The sequence below is a fragment of the Shinella sumterensis genome, from assembly GCF_004514425.2.
Classification (GTDB): Bacteria; Pseudomonadota; Alphaproteobacteria; order Rhizobiales; family Rhizobiaceae; genus Shinella; species Shinella sumterensis.
The window spans coordinates 177,503-195,381 of the sequence record NZ_MYFN02000001.1 but is presented as its reverse complement, the minus strand read 5'-3'; the positions used below and the strand labels follow the sequence as shown (position 1 = coordinate 195,381).

General features: G+C 63.1%; 17 protein-coding genes. 9 read left to right on the top strand and 8 right to left on the bottom strand.

The genetic code is table 11. From position 1 onward, the window contains the following. The first annotated feature begins 34 nt into the window (after positions 1-34). Both B5M41_RS00870 and B5M41_RS00865 read left to right on the top strand, forming a co-directional pair. Positions 35-1,993, top strand: coding sequence for a DKNYY domain-containing protein (locus tag B5M41_RS00870; protein ID WP_134650380.1), 1,959 nt, complete (start codon positions 35-37; stop codon positions 1,991-1,993). A gap of 79 nt (positions 1,994-2,072) precedes the next feature. Continuing rightward, positions 2,073-3,125 carry a hypothetical protein gene (locus B5M41_RS00865; RefSeq protein ID WP_167719231.1) on the top strand — a complete coding sequence of 351 codons (1,053 nt, stop codon included), beginning with the start codon at positions 2,073-2,075 and terminating at the stop codon, positions 3,123-3,125. A gap of 142 nt (positions 3,126-3,267) precedes the next feature. Here the strand turns inward: B5M41_RS00865 and B5M41_RS00860 are convergent, their stop codons facing one another. From B5M41_RS00860 to B5M41_RS00845, 4 genes are all read right to left on the bottom strand, one after another. After that, positions 3,268-3,798, bottom strand: coding sequence for a hypothetical protein (locus B5M41_RS00860; RefSeq protein WP_134650382.1), 531 nt, complete (start codon positions 3,796-3,798; stop codon positions 3,268-3,270). Positions 3,799-3,856: 58 nt separating this feature from the next. Then, the gene (locus B5M41_RS00855) at positions 3,857-4,378 is read right to left on the bottom strand and encodes a YcxB family protein (protein WP_134650383.1); all 522 of its coding nucleotides are present in this window, start codon (positions 4,376-4,378) and stop codon (positions 3,857-3,859) included. Between the two features lie 184 nt (positions 4,379-4,562). After that, positions 4,563-4,841 carry a hypothetical protein gene (locus B5M41_RS00850; RefSeq protein ID WP_134650384.1) on the bottom strand — a complete coding sequence of 93 codons (279 nt, stop codon included), beginning with the start codon at positions 4,839-4,841 and terminating at the stop codon, positions 4,563-4,565. Between the two features lie 467 nt (positions 4,842-5,308). Further along, on the bottom strand, positions 5,309-5,461 hold the full coding sequence (locus B5M41_RS00845) for a hypothetical protein (protein ID WP_160871198.1): 153 nt from the start codon (positions 5,459-5,461) through the stop codon (positions 5,309-5,311). 359 nt (positions 5,462-5,820) lie between these two features. Between B5M41_RS00845 and B5M41_RS00840 the strand changes: the two genes are divergently transcribed. The 4 genes from B5M41_RS00840 (at position 5,821) to B5M41_RS00825 (ending at position 11,746) form a co-directional block, all read left to right on the top strand. Next, positions 5,821-7,062 (top strand): AGE family epimerase/isomerase, encoded by a 1,242-nt coding sequence (locus B5M41_RS00840; protein WP_134650385.1) that lies wholly within the window; start codon positions 5,821-5,823, stop codon positions 7,060-7,062. A 312-nt stretch (positions 7,063-7,374) separates the two neighbouring features. After that, a complete protein-coding gene (locus B5M41_RS00835) occupies positions 7,375-8,643 on the top strand; it encodes an SfnB family sulfur acquisition oxidoreductase (protein ID WP_134650386.1) in 1,269 nt (422 codons plus the stop codon). A gap of 277 nt (positions 8,644-8,920) precedes the next feature. Further along, complete coding sequence (locus B5M41_RS00830) at positions 8,921-10,405, top strand: NAD-dependent succinate-semialdehyde dehydrogenase (RefSeq protein WP_134650387.1); 1,485 nt, start codon at positions 8,921-8,923, stop codon at positions 10,403-10,405. Positions 10,406-10,666: 261 nt separating this feature from the next. Then, the gene (locus tag B5M41_RS00825; RefSeq protein ID WP_134650388.1) at positions 10,667-11,746 is read left to right on the top strand and encodes an acyl-CoA dehydrogenase family protein; all 1,080 of its coding nucleotides are present in this window, start codon (positions 10,667-10,669) and stop codon (positions 11,744-11,746) included. Between the two features lie 21 nt (positions 11,747-11,767). Here the strand turns inward: B5M41_RS00825 and B5M41_RS00820 are convergent, their stop codons facing one another. Then, entirely contained in the window at positions 11,768-12,235 is a 468-nt protein-coding gene (locus B5M41_RS00820) for an RrF2 family transcriptional regulator (protein WP_134650389.1), read from the bottom strand. A 464-nt stretch (positions 12,236-12,699) separates the two neighbouring features. Between B5M41_RS00820 and tauA the strand changes: the two genes are divergently transcribed. The 3 genes from tauA (at position 12,700) to B5M41_RS00805 (ending at position 15,434) form a co-directional block, all read left to right on the top strand. Then, positions 12,700-13,704, top strand: coding sequence for a taurine ABC transporter substrate-binding protein (gene tauA / locus B5M41_RS00815; RefSeq protein WP_134650390.1), 1,005 nt, complete (start codon positions 12,700-12,702; stop codon positions 13,702-13,704). Between the two features lie 87 nt (positions 13,705-13,791). Next, on the top strand, positions 13,792-14,598 hold the full coding sequence (locus B5M41_RS00810; protein ID WP_134650391.1) for a taurine ABC transporter ATP-binding protein: 807 nt from the start codon (positions 13,792-13,794) through the stop codon (positions 14,596-14,598). Next, positions 14,595-15,434 (top strand): ABC transporter permease subunit, encoded by an 840-nt coding sequence (locus B5M41_RS00805; RefSeq protein ID WP_134650392.1) that lies wholly within the window; start codon positions 14,595-14,597, stop codon positions 15,432-15,434. The genes B5M41_RS00810 and B5M41_RS00805 overlap by 4 nt, the downstream gene beginning before the upstream one ends. A 3-nt stretch (positions 15,435-15,437) precedes the next feature. Here B5M41_RS00805 and B5M41_RS00800 read toward each other — a convergent pair whose 3' ends face one another. The 3 genes from B5M41_RS00800 to B5M41_RS00790 form a co-directional block, all read right to left on the bottom strand. Further along, the gene (locus B5M41_RS00800) at positions 15,438-16,064 is read right to left on the bottom strand and encodes an RBBP9/YdeN family alpha/beta hydrolase (RefSeq protein WP_134650393.1); all 627 of its coding nucleotides are present in this window, start codon (positions 16,062-16,064) and stop codon (positions 15,438-15,440) included. A 174-nt stretch (positions 16,065-16,238) separates the two neighbouring features. After that, positions 16,239-16,826, bottom strand: coding sequence for a DJ-1/PfpI family protein (locus B5M41_RS00795; RefSeq protein WP_134650394.1), 588 nt, complete (start codon positions 16,824-16,826; stop codon positions 16,239-16,241). Positions 16,827-16,889: 63 nt separating this feature from the next. Beyond that, the gene (locus tag B5M41_RS00790) at positions 16,890-17,855 is read right to left on the bottom strand and encodes a substrate-binding domain-containing protein (RefSeq protein ID WP_134650395.1); all 966 of its coding nucleotides are present in this window, start codon (positions 17,853-17,855) and stop codon (positions 16,890-16,892) included. Positions 17,856-17,879 lie beyond the last annotated feature (24 nt).

Genomic DNA, 17,879 nt, shown 5'->3' with positions numbered 1-17,879 from the left:
CGGGTACGGGCTGGGGCGCACTACGAACACGCAGATGGAGGACAGCACGATTTCGAACAGACCGGAACTGAGCGAGCTTTTCCCCCTTCCCTATGCGCACTGGTACGCGGCATCCCTCTTTGCCGATGTGGGGCGCCCCGCACGCGAAATCCTCTCCCGGCTCGGCATCGACGCTGCCCGCTGGCAGCACTGCAACAACCGTTACGGGCAGCTTCACTTCGCCAATACGGGCTGGGTTGCCGGCGCCTATGCCCGCGAGGGCTTGCCTGAGCCCGAGCAGGACCGCGCGCTCTTCGATCATCTGACCGAACATGACGGCATCGACCTGCCCGTGCCCGAGCCGTTCAGCATGCGCCGGGAACTCGGCACCCTGCGGCGGGCGGTCGAAGCCAACCCGCACATCGGCCCCTTCGCAGATGTCGACTGGGTCGCGCACTACATCTGCGAGCGGCGCTTTCCCGTCATCCGTTACGTTCACGATGGCAGCCATGTTTGCGTCGACGGTGCTCCGATCGCAGATCGAAAGGGGGTGCCTCTCGCCGGCCTCGACCCTTTGACCTTCCGCCAGCTTGGCGATCGCTGGTTCTGCGACGCCAAGCGCGTCTACGGCCAGGGCGAGACGCCCACGAAAATCTTCTGGTTCGTCGCGCGCGGCGCCGATCCCGAAAGCTTCACCGTGCTGAACGAGCGCTACGGCGCCGACAAGGCCGCCGGCTTCTACATCACCAACCTGCGCCTGCCGATGGCGGAGCCCGGCACGTTCGAAATCGTGAGTTATTATTACGGACGCGGCCAGAAACCCGGCATCCATGTCGATGAAAGCCACTATGCCAAGGACAGCCGCAAGGTCTATGCCTATGGCGTCGAAATCAAGGGCGCGGACGCGCCCAGCTTCCACGCGATCGGCGACGAGGGTCGGTATTTCGCCGACCGGAACCGCATCTACTGGGAAAACCGTCCGATCCCCGAGGCGGACCGGCAAAGCTTCACCTGCGCGTCCGAGGCCGGCCAATATTGCGCCTACGACAAGGACCGGCCCTTCTCGCGTGGGGAGCCGAAATCGGTATCCGCCGAATTCGAACACTGGAGCCCCTATTTCGAGTCGCATCCCGAGCTCACCGGCACCTGGTGGCATCGCGAAAAGGCACGGCGGGAGCGTGGGGCCGCGGACGCCGCCGAGCCGGTCCCCATGGGCGGACCCTATTTCAGCGACGGGAGCCGTGTCGTGGTCCGACCGGCACGTCCGCATGATGGCGCGTGGGTCTCACTGGATCATTTCGACCATGACAGCCTTCGCCACATCGTCGATGTCTTTGCCGAGGACAGGCACGGGCTGCGCTATTTCGAACCGGGGATGGAGCGTTACGGATGCTCGCCGGTCAAGGGTGCCGACGCCGCGAGTTTCGAGCGTGTGTCCGGCCCCTGGTTTCGCGATCGCCGGCAGGCCTATTATTTCGACAGCACGGCGCCCATGCCGGCGCTTGTCATCGTCAAGGCGGATCTGAAGAGTTTCGAGGTGCTCGGCGGCGCCTATGCGCGCGATGCCAAGGGGCTGATCGTCGAGGGCGTGCGCAAACGCGGCATCGATGATCCCGATGCTGTCGAAGCGCTCGGCTGCACCTTCGCCCGAATGGGCGAGACGCTGCTTTACCGTGGTAAACCCGTCACCAGGCCCGGCAAGGTCGATCCCGCAACGGCGCGTGGCGTCGACGAGCAGCTTCTGATCGATGCTGAGGGACACATGCTTTTCGGCGGCAGTTATCGCAAGCCCCTCCCCGGCATCGATCCCGCCACGCTGACCTTCCTCAACCGCATTTTCGCGGCCGACGCGCGGCATGTCTATGCCCTTACCGATTCCGGCCTCGTCGCCTGCCCGGACGTCGACCGCACCCGCGTGCATACGCTGGGGCACTATGCCGTGCATGTCGGAGACGTCAAATTCCAGGTCGTCAGCGGCCGCGTTCGACAATTCCCGTTGGAGGAGCAGGTGTGAGCGACTGGCGGATCCCCTTGCCATACGTCATGACTGTGACCACGATCGACATCAAAACACCGAGGCGAAGCGAACCCAGATGATGACCACTCCACGCCGCGACCATAGACGATACACGATCCTCATGACCGTGCTGGCATTCATCATCATCGCGGCCTGCATGCGTCTTCCCATTCCCGGCATCGATCTTATTCCGGCAAGCCTCCAGCTGGCGCAGTCCGGCGGCATGGAGCGGCTGTCGCTGTTCGCTTTGGGAACCGTTCCGCTGTTCAGCCTGCTGGCGCTTGTCGAACTCGTGAGATTGATGGCGCCGGACCTGACGGAACGGCTGGGCCATGCCGGCTGGCCAAGGCTGCTCTTCGGCATTGCCGTGCTGCTTTTGACCGCCCTGCAGGGGTATGGTGTGCTGACGGCATTCGTCACCATGGGCCTCATGGCCGATACGCTCAGCGCCATGGTCCTGGGGATCGCAGCCTTTGTCGGCGTATCCGCCCTGTTGCTGTGGCTGAACGATGCGATCCGGCTTCCGGGCCTCGGCAGCGGCATCTGGCTGCTCATGACGATCCCCATGTTCTCGCGCGTGCCTCGGGAAATCGTCATGTCCATTCAAACGGTCCGATCCGGCATCATGCCGCCGTGGCATCTCTGGATGCTTGCCGGCGCCGTCGTCGTAGCCGTCGCCATCGTCGTGGCGTTGAACCGGCTGCTGCTCGCTACCGGCCGGGACGACGGCATGCGGCAGGATACGCCCCTGAGCGTTCTCCTCTGGCCTCCGTTTCTGGCGGGCATCGCCACCGGATATCTGATGGTCGTTCCCATCATCCTGCTGCCGGCTTCGCTCGAAACAGCGCCATGGCTCGCCACGGCGATGCAGACCGTGTTCATGAGCGTGCTCATACCGCTCTTCGTCTATGGCTATTTCCGGCAGCTGCCGTTCGACCGCCGGGCAGACATGAAGCCGATCCTGACCGTCGTGGCCTTGGCGCAAGTCCTGCTCTGCGCGGGCCTGGGGCTGCTGCACCTGATCGTCTTCGCGCCGGCGGCACCCACCGGCCCCGCGCTCATCGTCTGCGTCACGGTCGTCCTCGCCCTGGGGCGGGTTCTGGTGAGCGACCGCCGGCAGACCCGATGAGGCATTTGGCCGGTCAACTGAACTGTCGGGTCAGGCGGCCGCGAGACCACTCATGCGAAGGTGCAGTTATACCGCGCTACATCCCGCAAAACCGCACAGCCCGTCGGACGTGCATAATGCGCGATAATCAATGGATTACAGACTAAGGTAGGCGTCCCGCATGAAGGGCAAAACCGAGATGAGCCGCTGGAATTATAATGGTAAGACTGACGGCTAGGATGGGAAGAAGACCGTGCATCAATTCAGCGACGATCGACACGAAGATTCCGTAGCAAACGACCATCAGCGGAAGCACCGCGCAACCCAGACCAAACCAGTATCGCCGCCTTGCTTGCGCCAATACCGTTTGCCTCCCGCGAATATAATCCAACGAGAGCCTGAGAAATATACAAATTGCCGACAGGCTGAGAATCGCCAGGCCGATACCCATTCCGCTACCAACGGTGCGCTGTACATTTTCGACCCCGCCATGTAAAAGCGCAGACCACGCGCTTTCCAGGAAGAAACGACCGCTATCCATCCCGACCAGCACAGCAAAATAGCCGGCAAGGAGCGTCGCTGGAAGCGCAAAGACAGCCAGTTCAGCAATGTAAACACCGCGCGCACGCAGTGACCACATTCCCGATGCGCCAACTCCTGTTTCTTTGTTTTCGCCTCGATCGTTTTGACCCATTTTACCGGTTCATATGGGATTGAAAGTAAGACCCTTCCGCAAACCCGTTCGGGTGTCCTCACGCGCGCTTGATGTTGGCTGCCAGCATTTGCCTGAGGTCGTCGATCTGGGCTGGCGTGAGGACACGCTTGGGCAGCATGTTGAACAGGCGCGGTCCCTGGAAGAGGAGGATTACCTTGCTGTCCTCGGTCCATTTGAGGTAGTCGGCCCAGGGGATGTTCCATTCGCCCTGCTCTGCGGTGCTCTTGAAGCCACCTTCCGACCATGAAACCCTCATCGGGTGCTGAAGGGTTTTCTGCGCTGCGTAGGCCTTGCGGGCAAACACGGGAGCAGCGAAGAAATATTGATAGAACGGTATCGCGATCACAACCGCCACACAGATGTAGAAGAATGCCGCGTAAGGCTCAACACGAAGTCGCAGCGCCGGTACGAAGAACGAGCCGAGCAGCAGCGCAACGAATATCAGCCAGCAAACGAGCGGCCGGAGTGACGTTGCGCTTTTCAGGATGAACAGCTTGTTGGCCGCGACATAGTCGTCGGCGGTCAAGGTGAGGGTAACACTGCGGTTCGTATCGCTCATTGCCTGCCTGGTAAGGGTCTGTTTCAGCTCTTTAACAGCAAACGTTTGTGACGTGGAAAAGCAACGACTGCGACGGGCGAAAAATCAGGATTTCGGCGACATCTGGTGGATAAGGAGGTGCTGAACGAGCTGACGATGAACAAACTCGGCCTCCACGCACAACAGCGGGCTATTGTCATGCCGGTCAGAACAAGGAGAAGATCATCATGCCGGCGAAGGCTATGAGCAATACGATGTAAAACGGACGGAAGAGATAGAAGCGCTGCCAATTCGTGAGGCCGAGAGCATTGATATGAACACGCTCATCAAGCTTCAGATTGTCCACGCCGCTGTCGACGGAAAAATCACCGCCGTTGCTCTTATAAAATCGGTACTCCCTGACCTGCGTGACAATTTGGTGAGCCGCCAGAAGAATGACCGCCAAAAACGCTGCTGAAAAAAGCAAGATTTCCAATAACAGCAAAACTGGAAGACTCCTCTTTAATTCCCGGGGCAGGAATAAATAGCAGCCAGCATCTCGATGACCAATGGCGATGCGCTCCCTTTGAGACGCTTCTAAGACGCGTGTAAACCCGGTCTGTCAGCCCATGGGCGAGAACCGGTCAGTCCATCGCCTCGTTCGATATCTCGACGAGGTTCTTCTCCTGGAATAGGCCATGGCCGTGCTGAAACAGCACCAATTGCGGCCAGGTAAATCCTGTCGTCTTGCTCACGAAGACCGGCGGCTTTCCCTTGCGTCGCACGCGACGAGCCGGGAAAGCGGCTCGCGGCCACTGGTTCGGATGAAGCGAAAATGACCGCTCGACAGGGCCCGGGTAGGGTTCGCAGTCGAAAAGCCATGACCGCCGCGGCCGTCACTGTATAGTAACGTCCGATATACGGTTCATTCATTGTTTAAAAATTGGGGGTCTAAAAAACGGAAAGGCTTTTTCAGCCGACGAAGCCGAAAACCACGGCGCTGACGAAGATGAAGGCACCGGCAAAGAGCACGGTGCTGACGAGCGCCTGGCGCTCCGCCCGGCGGGCACGGCGCGAGCCGAAGGTTGCGTAAGTCGCACGGCTGTCGAGTTTCATATCGCGCATTACCACCGTCCTTTGCTCGAGCGTCTGCTTATCGCAGGTTGGCCAAGAAGAGCGCTTCACTCCGCTCCGGAGATATTTCTATAGGATCCCTATAAGATTGGTAGGGTATTTTTTCTCATTTTGGCCGCAATCGTAAATTCGCGTTTCTCCCTTCTTCCGGTGATGACTTGCCACAGTGGGTGACGGGTTGCAGGGCAAGGCGTTCTGGGCCATAAATCCCGCCCCACCTGTCGGAGGCAGCCGTCATTGCGAGTGTTGCGGGCCGTGCGTGAATGTCACGCCACGACGCCTCCCCTGCGCTCCTCCCGCCCCGACAGCACCGGACACGACTGCGGACCGACCAAAAAGGAGAACGCATCATGGGCGCAACGGGACACCTTGGCAAAGCCTGGCGCAAGCGCGACTATCACCGCCAGTGGCTCTGGCGGGAGGCAAACCGCCTGTTCGATTTCTTCCAGAACCGGGCCTTCAATCCGCTCGGCGGCTTTCACGAGCTCGACGTCGACGGTCGCCCGCTCAATGCCGGCAACCCGGTGCGCGGCATTCATTCCACCGCCCGCATGGTTCATTGCTTTGCGATCGGCAGCCTGCTTGGCCGCCCCGGCTCCGACGAGATCGTCGACCACGGCATGAAGTTCCTCTGGGAAAAGCACCGCGACCACGAACGCGGCGGCTATCATTGGTCGCTCGACAATGCCGGCCTGCTGGATGCCACCAAGCAGGGCTACGGCCACGCCTTCGTGCTGCTGGCCGCCTCGAGCGCCAAGCTTGCCGGCCACCCCGATGCCGACCGCATGATCGCCGACGTGACCGAGGTCCTGGACAAGCACTTCTGGGAAGACCGCCACGGCGCCATCGCGGAGGAGTTCGAGGCCGATTGGACGCCGGTTGCCGGCTATCGCGGACAGAACTCGAATATGCACCTCACCGAGGCCCTCATGGCGGCATACGAGGCGACCGGCGAGCGCTTCTATCTCGACCGGGCCGAGAGCATCGCCGACCTCATTATCCGCCGTCGTGCCGCCGAGAGCGGTTTCCGCGTGGGAGAACATTTCGACGAGAACTGGGTGCTGGATCGCGATTACCGCGGTAACGAGATGTTCCGTCCTTCCGGCACCACGCCGGGCCACTGGCTGGAATGGACCCGCCTGGTGCTCCAGCTCTATGCACTCGGCGGCCGCAAGCATGCCTGGATGCCGGAGGCGGCGAAGGCCTTGTTCGACCAGTCCATCGCATTGGGCTGGGATACGGAAAAGGGCGGCTTCTACTACACGCTCGATTGGGACGACGCCCCGGCCAAGCGCAACAAGCTCTGGTGGCCCATGGCCGAAGGCGTGGGCGCCGCAGCGTTTCTGTGCGAACATCTGCCCGATGATAAGCATGAAATCTGGTATCGGCGGATCTGGGACTCGATTTCCCGCCATTTCCTCGACAACGAGCGCGGTGGTTGGCACGAAGAGCTCACGGAAGACCTCACGCCGAGCTACACGCTGTTTGCGGGCAAGAGCGATATCTATCACGCCCTCCAGGCCTGCCTCATCCCGCTCTATCCGGCAACCGGCAGCCTGACGCGCGGCATCATCGAAGCGGGCCAGCGCTGACATCTGCTGCCGCGCCGAGACCGACGGGATCCGAAACGCCGCCGCTCCGGCGGCGTTTTACTATGTGGTGTTCCCGGCATCATGCGCGCACGACGACGCAGGATCGCCGAGGGAACGATAGCGACGGCGCCCTCCCCGGCCCGGAAGCCGGCTCGGCTTTTAACGACATCCTCCAGGCCGCAATCGTCTCCATGCCGGCCGTCGTCGCCGGCGAAGGATTTTTCTCCCGCAGACCCTTTCGTAAAATAGATTGTCTACTGATTTTATAGAAATCCTGAAAGGCTACGCTTTCCGCCAACAGGGAGCACCGCCATGGGGATCATCGAACAGCAGCCGATCGACTACACCGTTCATCCGCGCGTCAACTCCAGCGATCCGGTCCCGCCGCGGCCGCGGCCACAGACGCCGGCCCATATCATCACAAGCGATGCCGAAGCCATCGAGGTTGCTCAGCGACTGGCTGCGGAGTTTACCGCCGGCGCGGCACTGCGCGACCGTGAAGGCCTGCTTCCTCTCGCCGAAATCGACGCCTATTCCCAGAGCGGCCTGTGGGGCATCAACGTGCCCAAGGCCTATGGCGGGGCGGGCGTTTCCTACCGTACCCTCGCCCGCGTGATCGCCATCATCGCGGCGGCGGACTCCTCCATCGCACAGATCACCCAGAACCATCTCTCCATCAATGGCCATATCGATCTCGACGGCACGGAAGCGCAGAAACGCGAATTCTTCGGCTGGGTCCTCTCCGGCCTGCGTTTCGGTAACGCCTTCTCGGAGCTGAACAGCAAGAATGTCGGCACCTTCGAGACGCGGGTGGCGTTCGATGGAGACGAGGCCGTCGTGAACGGCGAGAAGTTCTACACGACGGGCGCCCTGCTCTCCCATATCATTCCCGTCGTTGCCCTGGACGATGACGAAAAAAGCTACCTCGTCTTCGTCGACAGGGAGGCGCCCGGCATCACCGTGACGAACAACTGGTCGAGCTTCGGCCAGCGCACGACGGCATCCGGCTCGGTCAGGATCGAGAATGCGCGCGTGCCGAAAAGCCGCGCGCTGCCTGTCCTCGCCTTCGATCGGCCGACAGTGGCCGGCCCGGTTTCGCAGATCATCCAGGCGGCCATCGATGCCGGCATTGCGCGCGGCGCCATTGATGACGCGATTGCCTTCATCAAGACGCAGAGCCGTCCGTGGATCGATAGCGGCAAGGAAACCGCGGGCGAGGACCCCTTCACCATCGCCGCCATCGGCGATCTGAAGATCAGGCTGCATGCCGCCGAAGCGCTGCTCGATATCGCAGGCGAAGCTATCGATGCCGGTCTGGCAAACGCCACGGAAGACACCATCGCCGAGGCGACCGTGAAGACTGCGGAGGCCAAGGTGCTCACGACCGAGATCGCCATCCTCGCCACGAACAAGCTCTTCGAGTTGGCCGGCACGCGCTCCACCCTTGCCAAGCACAATCTCGACCGCCACTGGCGCAACGCGCGGGCGCACACCCTGCACGACCCCGTGCGATGGAAGTTCTTCCACGTCGGCAACTATTACCTGAACGACCTCAACCCACCGCGCCACGCCTGGAGCTAAGAACCGAAAGGTTGACCGCCGTAAACTGAGGAAGGCCGCCATAGGCTGGGTACGACATGCGGCGGCAAAGTTCTCGCCAACGAGATGGCCCGCGAGCCTGGCGGGCCACCGTTCGACCATTTACTGCGGGATCAAGCGCGACACGTTCCGTGATCGTGAACTGTCCGATTACGACGGGCATTGCACATGAGAGCCCTCCTCCCATAACAGAACTTGCCTCCGTGACAGAATGACGGGTTGCGGACGGCGGGGCCCGCTCGTATCTGATTATCTCTCGATGCGCGTTCGTCCGGGGAGGAATCAGGTGGGTCTGTCGCAGAATCTCGTTCGCCGGCTGGAAAATCCGGCCTTGTTCCGGGCTATTGCCGATGGCGCGGGTGCGGCGACGTTCGAGGTGTTCAACCCGTCCACCGGCGAGGTCCTTGCCACGCTTCCCGATATGGGCGCGGAAGAGACGCGGGCGGCCATCGAACGCGCGGCCGTCGCGCAGACCGAATGGGCAGCCCAGACCGCGCGCGAGCGCTCCGACACGCTCTGGCGGTGGCACCAGCTCATCGTGCAACACACCGACGATCTCGCCATCATCCTGACGGCCGAGATGGGCAAGCCGCTCGCGGAGGCGAAGTCCGAGGTGTCGCACGCCGCCGCCTATCTGCAATGGTACGCCGAAGAGGCCAACCGCATCTACGGCGAGACGATCTCCGCCCCTTCCCGCGACCGGCGCATGATGGTCATCAAGCAGCCCATCGGTGTCGTGGGCGCCATCACGCCCTGGAATTTTCCGGCATCGATGGTGGCACGCAAGATTTCGCCGGCGCTTGCGGCGGGCTGCACGGTCGTCCTGAAGCCCGCCGAGCAGACGCCGCTCGTCGCCGGCGCCATGTTCGCGCTGGCCGAGAAGGCCGGGTTCCCCGAAGGCGTGGTCAACCTTATCTACGCATCGGAAGGCGATGCTGTCGGTCGAGAGCTTTGCAGCCATCCGAAGGTGCGCAAGATCAGCTTCACCGGTTCGACGGAGGTGGGTCGGCTGCTGATGCGGCAATGTTCCGACCAGGTGAAGAAGCTCAGCCTGGAACTCGGCGGCAACGCACCCTTCATCGTTTTCGATGATGCGGATGTCGATGCTGCGGTGGATGGCGCCATCCAGGCGAAGTTCCGCAATGCCGGCCAGACCTGCGTTTCGGCCAATCGGCTCTATGTGCAGGCCGGCGTCCATGACGAATTCGCGCGGAAGTTCACCGAGCGCGTCGGCACGCTGTCGGTCGGCGACGGGTTCGATCCGGCCGTTTCCATCGGTCCGTTGATCGACGACCGCGCGCTCGCCAAGATCGAGGCCCATGTCGCCGACGCCGTGGCCAAGGGCGGCAGCATTCATTGCGGTGGCCGGCGCTACGAGGGTGCCGGCACCTTCTTCGCGCCGACGGTCCTGACGGACGTCACGCGCGACATGCGCGTCGCCCAGGAGGAGACCTTTGGGCCGCTTGCCCCGATCATCCGTTTCGAGGATGCGGATGCTGTCGTGCGGGAGGCGAACGACACGATCTACGGGCTCGCCGCCTACTTCTACGCTTCGAATCTCAGCCGCGTCTGGCGCGTTGCCGAAGCGCTGGAATACGGCATGGTCGGCATCAATACCGGGCGCATGTCCTCTGAAGCCGCCCCCTTCGGCGGCGTCAAGCAATCCGGCATGGGTCGTGAAGGCTCCCGCCACGGGCTGGAGGATTATCTCGAGATGAAGTATCTCTGCATGGGCGGGATCTGACGGGACGGGAACAGCAAGCGCCCTGCCCCGTTTTCTTCCCGATTGCGGAACCGGCATCCGTAATGATGTCGGCGTTCCCTGTGTATGAGACCGGTAAAATGCTGGTTGCACGATGGAGGCCGGCATGATGACCCGGCGCCGCCGGCATCGGATTGGCGCTGAAAACCATCGAAAAGAATCTATACAGTATCTATAGAATGTGATTTTTTACCCGCTTGAGCCTGTGCGACCTGAAACCACCTTCGGCAAGGAGCAGACGACATGGGTACGATTTCGTCGACGCTCGACCATCCCTCGCGCACTGCCGCCGTTATCGGTACGGAGGACGAGGCCTTAACGATCATCCGCACGCTCGCGGGTGTCTTCGGCGGTACTACGGGCGAGCCCGGCACGGCCGAGCTGCGGCTGGAACTGCTTTCGCGCTCCGGCCTCTTCGGCATATCCGTGCCCACCGACAATGGTGGCATCGATGTTTCCAATACGGTGCTGGCGACGATCTGTTGCGAGGCTGCGGTGCGCTCCGCCCCGCTCGCCGATATTCTGGCCGCCCACTTCGTCGGGCTTGAATCTCTGCGCAGCCACGGAACGGAGGGCCAGCGCAAGACCGTGTTCGCCGCTGCGCTCGCCGGCGCGCGTGTGGCTCGCGGCGCCGCGCGGTCGGGCGAAGCCCTGCCGATCCAGTCGAATGGGGTTGCCTTGCGCTTTGGTGGCGAGGTCTTCTGCACCCCCTGCGCTCGCCACGCCGATTGGATGCTGCTGCCGGTGCAGACCGGCGGACGGACCGGGAAACTCCTGTTGCCCGTTCGCGCCGAAGGCGTGCATTTCGTCGCGAATACCTGCGAACCTGCGCCGGGAGCCGCACAGGCGGCCGAAAATGTGCTGTTGAAGGATGTCGCGGTGGAGCCGGACTTCCTGCTTCAGGCCTCCGGAGATGCGGCGCCCGTGGCCGTTCCCCGCTCGCTCGGCCTGCTTCTGGAGGCGGCGTGCCGGCTCGGTGCCGCGCGGGGCGTCCTGGAACGGCTTCTGGATACGGGTGATGCGGACCCTCTCGCGGTCGGGCTGTTCTCGGCCCGCCTTGCCGCTACCGAAGCGATCATCGCGGATGCAGGGCGCGCGATCGACGCGGCGCAGATCGGCCTTGCCGATCAACATCGCATCAATGCGTTCCAGGCATCCGCGTCCGCGCTGGCTTCTGCGCAGGCGGTAGCGCATGACGCCGCATCAGCCGGCCGCGAGCCGCCGGCCGATATCCCCCTCACCGCGCAGGTGATGGAAGCGCTGGCCGAAAGCGGACGGATCACGATCGATGCGCACAGGAGCGGCGGGGCGCGGGACGGCTAGCCGCAGATCCGGCGGGCGCGATCAGCCCACCAGTTGCTCGCGCCCGTCTTCGTCCTCGATGATTGCCGCAGCACCCGGCACGGCGACGAACTGTTCCAGCGTCATCGTGTCGAGGATCGAGGCGATGGCATCGCGCACATCCGTCATGGCGCGGCGGACCTGACAGGTCTCCGGATCGGCACAGTCCTCGCAGGCCTCATAGGCCGTGCGGCTGGCACAGCGGATGGGCGCCAGCGGGCCGTCGAGCACGCGGATGGCGTGGCCGATGCGGATTTCGGACGCGGGATGGGAGAGCGAATAACCGCCGCCCGGGCCCTTCTTGGAGCGCAGCATGCCGGCATTGCGCAGTTCCAGAAGGATCGTGTCGAGGAACTTCTTCGGGATATTGTTGCGCAGGGCGATTTCGCTGACGAAAGCCGTTTCGCCCGGTTGAAGCCGTGCGAGGTCCACCAGGGCCTTCAGACCGTATTTTCCCTTTTTCGTCAGCATTCTTGCCTGCTTTCCATCAGCATCTATGCGTCGCGTGCCGCACGTTTGCGCACGCCGCGTTTCCTCGTCTTCTTCGGGAAGATCGACCGATTCCCCTTTGACGGGTGATTCTGGCCCATTCTAGGCACCGAAGTGCGAAAAACATATAAAAACGGTATAATTTATTTACGGCATCGCCCGCAAGGAAATTGCTGCTTCTGTCAAGCCCTTAGGTCGTTTTCGTTCGATCCGTGCCCATTCGGCACCATCTCGGGCGATTTCTCCTTGCCGATATGGCGCTCGGCCTGCCATTGCGCGGCCGATAGCGCCGCTCGACCCGGTTTTCGCGGTGCGCGTGCAAAACGCAAAACCAATCGCGGACAGCCACCAAGATTGAGGCGAAAATTTCTCTACTAAAATTATTGATTATGTAGCCTTGAATAACCGGCCCGCAGACAGGGCGACGGCAATTTGAGGAGAGGACCATGACCATTACCCGCAGGACCCTGCTGGCCGCCACCGCCGCCGTTGCAATGGCGGCGTCGTTCAGCACCGCCCGCGCCGCCGATGTGACGCTGAATATCGGCTACCAGCCGATCGTCGAGCCGTCGCGCGTTCCGCAGGCCGACGGCACGTACGAGAAGGCGACGGGCGCCAAGATCAACTGGCAGAAGTTCGATGGCGGCGCCGATGTCATCGCGGCGATCGCTTCCGGCTCGCTCGATATCGGCTATGTCGGTTCGTCGCCGCTCGCGGCGGCGGCAAGCCGCGAACTGCCCATCGAGGCGATCTTCGTCGTCGGGCTGATCAGCGAAGCCGAGGCGCTGGCCGTCAAGTCGGTCGAAAAGCCGGAAGACCTCGTCGGCAAGAAGATCGCGACGCCCTTCGTTTCCACCGCGCATTACAGCCTCCTGACCGCGCTCAAGCATTGGAATGTCGATCCGAAGTCGGTCGAGATCCTCAATCTGCGCCCGCCGGAAATCGCAGCCGCCTGGGAGCGTGGCGACATCGAGGGTGCCTATGTCTGGGATCCGGTGCTGGCCCAGCTGAAGAAGAGCGGCAAGGTGCTCGCGACCTCGGCGGATGTCGCCGAATGGGGCGGGCCGACTTTCGACGCCTGGATCGTCAGCAAGAAATTCGCCGAGGAACATCCCGATGTCGTGACGGCCTTCGTCAAGGTGACGGGCGATGCGACCGCGGCCTATCGCGCCAACCCGGATGCCTGGAACGCGACGTCGCCTGAAGCGGAAAAGATCGCCCGCCTCACCGGCGCCAAGCAGGATGAGGTGCCGGCCCTGCTCAAGGGGTACATCTTCCCGACGCTCGAAGAGCAAGCCGGCGAACCGCTTCTGGGCGGCGGCACGGTGAAGGCCGTTTCGGATACGTCCGCCTTCCTGCTCGAACAGGGCAAGATTCCGGCGGCACTCTCCGACTACACGCCCTACGTCTCCACCCGCTGGGTGACGGATGCGGCAAAGCTCGTCAACTGACGCGCGACGATCCTGCGGCGGAGATGGCCCGGTCGCGCGAAAGCGCCGCCGGGCCATCGGCTGAACCCTTTCCCTTCCGGAGGTCTCATGAGCATCCTGACATTCCGCAACGTGTCGCTTCGTTATCCGCCGCAGCCGGGCCGCAAGGGCGCGGGTGAAAAGCGTGTCCTCGACGGCATCAACCTGCAGGTCGCCTCCGATGAACTCGTGGCCGTCATCGGCCGCTCGGGCTCCGGCAAGACAAGCCTGCTCAACCTCGCCGCCGGCTTCCTGGCACCGAGCACCGGCACGATCACCGTGGATGGCGCGCCGGTGCGCGGGCCCGGCGCGGACCGCGCGGTCGTCTTCCAGGACGATGCGCTCTATCCCTGGCTCGATGCGCGCGACAATGTCGCCTTTCCTCTCAAGCTCAAGGGTGTGCCGCTCGGCGAGCGGCGCGCGCGTGCACAGGCGCTGCTCGATCGTGTCGGCCTCGCGGATGCCGGCGACCGGAATATCTGGGAGCTGTCGGGCGGCATGCGCCAGCGCGTCGGTATCGCGCGCGCGCTCGCGGCCGAACCGCGCTTCCTGCTGCTGGACGAACCGCTCGGCGCCCTCGATGCCCTGACCCGCACGCGCATGCAGGAATTCCTGCTGCGCATCAAGGCGGAAAGCGGCGCGGGTGCGCTTCTGATCACGCACAGCATCGAGGAGGCGCTGCTGCTCGGCACGCGCGTCGTCGTTCTCTCTCCCAATCCGGGTCGTCTCACCGCCGAGATCGAGGCCGGCTTCAATGCCGAGGTGCGCGCAGGCGCCTCCGTGGCAGCCGTGAAGGCCTCGCCGATCTTCAAGCGCATGCATGCCGGGCTGACCGGCCTGATCCATTCCGGTGACGACGAGGAGCTCGCGGCATGACATTCTCCACCGACATCGAAACGCTCGCCCCCGCGGCCGACACCGCAACCGACGAGAAGGCCGCCGGCCGCCCCATTCCCGTGGCCCTTATCTCCGCGGTCACGGTCGCGGCAATCATCGGCGCGTGGGCTGTTGCAGCCTCCTATGCGCTCGTATCGCCCGTGTTCCTGCCCTCCCCCCGGCAGGTCGTCGTGGCCCTTTACAATCTCGTCGTGACGGGCTTCGTCGATGCGACGCTCGCCGAACATGTCGGCGCCAGCCTCTACCGGATCTTCGGCGCGCTGATCGCGTCGATCCTGATCGGCATTCCGGCCGGCATCGCCATCGGCACGAGCCGCGTCGGACGCGGCATTCTCGATCCCATCGTGGAATTCCTGCGCCCGCTGCCGCCGCTCGCCTATCTTCCGCTCATCATCATCTGGGTCGGCATCGGCGAGGCGTCGAAGATCACGGTGATTGCGCTCTCCATGCTGCCGTCGATCATTCTTTCGACGTCCGCCGGCGTACGCTCCGTCTCGAAGGATCACGTCAACGCGGCGCGCTCGCTTGGCGCCACCCGGCGGCAGGTGCTGGCCGAAGTCGTCCTTCCAAGCGCCGTGCCATCGATCCTGACGGGCGTGCGCATCGCGCTCGGGGCTGGCTGGACGACGCTGGTTGCGGCGGAACTCGTCGCCGCGACGAGCGGCATCGGCTTCATGATCCAGTCGGCCGCGCAGTTTCTCGTCACCGATATCGTGATTGCCGGCATCGTCGTCATCGCCCTGATCGCGATCCTGCTGGAGTTTCTCGCGCGGCTGATCGAGCGCCGGCTTGTGCCGTGGGCGGCGCATCGCTGATGCTCAGTTGAGCATCAGCCCCGTATTCGACACGGCCGCCGAAAACAGGCGGCCGTCTTTCGTTGCGGCGAAGGCCGCGCGTTCCTTCAGAAGTTCGAGGAAGTCGTAGCCCGCGGCCCAGCGGCCAAAGCCGCTCGCGATGTTGATGTGGCCGGCTTCGCCGATATCGATGAGATCGCTGCCCCAGTTGTCCGCCGTCTTCTTGAGCCGCGCCACCGGCATATAGGGATCGTTCAGGCTGCCGACGACAAGCGAGGGAAACGGCAGGCGCGCTGTCGGCATCGCGCCGAACCGGATGATACACGGATGCATCGTTTCCGTCGTATCGAGGTCGCAGGGCGCGACGAGCAGCGCGCCGCGGATGCGCGAGGCGATGGGGCTTTGTGCCAGATGCGCCGCCAGCACGCAGCCGAGGCTGTGGGCGACCAGCCAGACGTCGTGGCCCACCCGCTCGATATCCTCTTCCACGCGGCTGAGCCAACTCTGCCGCTCCGGGCAGGTCCAGTCATATTGCTCGACGACACGGCTTTGCGGATTGTCACGCACCCAGTGGCGCTGCCAGTGGGCCTCGGGCGAACCGTTGAGGCCGGGCAGGATAAGTGTGTCGAGCGGAATATCGATCGAGCGCATCGCGCAATCTCCTTCGCAAATCGGAATGCTTGCGATGATGCGCGCGAAGGCTGCGGAAGATAAGAAAGTCCCTCCTATAGTCCTGCAAATCCATAGAATTTCCTTGCGGAAGCTTGGGCCGCGAACGGCAAAACCCCGGGCGTTTAACCCGGGGCGTGCCAGGAGCGCTGCCGATCAGCTGTGCGTGATCTTCGTGCCGAGCACGTTCAGGCACTCGCGCATGAAGGCGGCGAGGCCCGTCCAGCCCTTGGCAGAGACCATGTTGCCGTCGACATAGGCCTCGGTGGGCTTCACGTCGATATAGATGCCGCCGACGGCCGTCACTTCCGGCTCGCAGGCGCCGAGGCCGGCGACCTTCCTGCCCTTCAGCACGCCGGGCACGGCCATCAGGATCTGCACGCCGTGGCAGATGGTGAAGATCGGCTTTCCGGTCTCGTGGAAATGGCGCACCATGTCCTGCACGCGCTTGTCGGTGCGGATATATTCCGGGCCGCGGCCACCGGCGGCGTAGACGGCGTCATATTCCTCGACGCGGACTTCGGAAAAGGTCTTGTTGATGTCGGCGTAGTGGCCGAGCTTTTCGGTATAGGTCTGGTCGCCTTCGAAATCGTGCAGCGAGGTCTTGATGCGGTCGCCGGCCTTCTTGTCCGGGCACACGACGTGCACCGTGTGGCCGACAGCCTCCATCCCCTGCTGGTAGACGTAGATTTCGTATTCCTCGGTGAATTCGCCGGTCAGCATGAGGATTTTCTTGCCGCTCATGTCTTGTCTCCTTGTCTCATGGTTGTCGTGGTGTGCCCGGCCGAAGCCGGGCACGGTCTGCGATCAGAACGGGGATGCGGGGAAGTAGAACTGGTCCGCATTTTCCGGGGTGATGAGCGGCGCGCCAAGCAGGAAGGAGCCGCGCACCGGCGCCTGGCCTGCAAACTGGGCAGCCGTCATGTAGATGGCCGACTTGATCATCGACGGCGGATAGGGCGTGGAGATCGGCGTGCGCTCGTTCTTCTCCTTCACCATCTCGATGACCTGCTTCATGCCGTTGCCGCCAAGCGCATACTTGATGTCCTTGCGGCCGGCATTGTCGACGGCCTCGAGCACGCCGAGCAGCATGTCGTCGTCATTGGCCCAGACGGCGTCGATCTTCGGATATTTCGCCAGATAGTCCTGCATCAGCTTGAAGGCTTCGTCCTGGTTCCAGTTGGCATACTGGATGTCGAGGATCTTGATGTTGGACTTGGCGATGACATCCGAGAAGCCCTTGATGCGCTCGTCGTCGATGACCGTCGGGATGCCGCGCAGCACGACGATCTGGCCTTCGCCGCCCAGCTTGTCGACGAGCCAGTGCGCGGTGTTGGCGCCAACGGCGATATTGTCGCCGGCAACATAGAGATCCTGCACCGCCGGGTCCGTCAGGCCGCGGTCGACGACCGAGATGAAGGTGCCCTTCTGCTTGATCTGCTCGACCGGCCCCGTCAGTTCCTCCGACGTGAAGGGCAGGATGACAAGCGCATCGAGCTTGCGGCTCGCCGAAAGGTCCTCCAGCGCGGAAACCTGCGCGGTCGCCGAGGACGCCGTGGACAGGACGACGTCGATATTCGGGAACGCGGCCTCGATTTCCTTCTCGGCCTGCTCGGCGTGGTAGACCACGCCGCCCGTCCAGCCGTGCGTTGCGGCCGGAATGGACACGGCGATCGTCACCTTCTCCTCCGCCTGGGCGCTGGCGAGCGGCAGGGCGATGGCCAGGGCGGCCGTTGACAGCAAGAGTGCTGCTTTCTGCATGATAGACTTCATTTTCTCCTCCTTTTGAAGTCAATG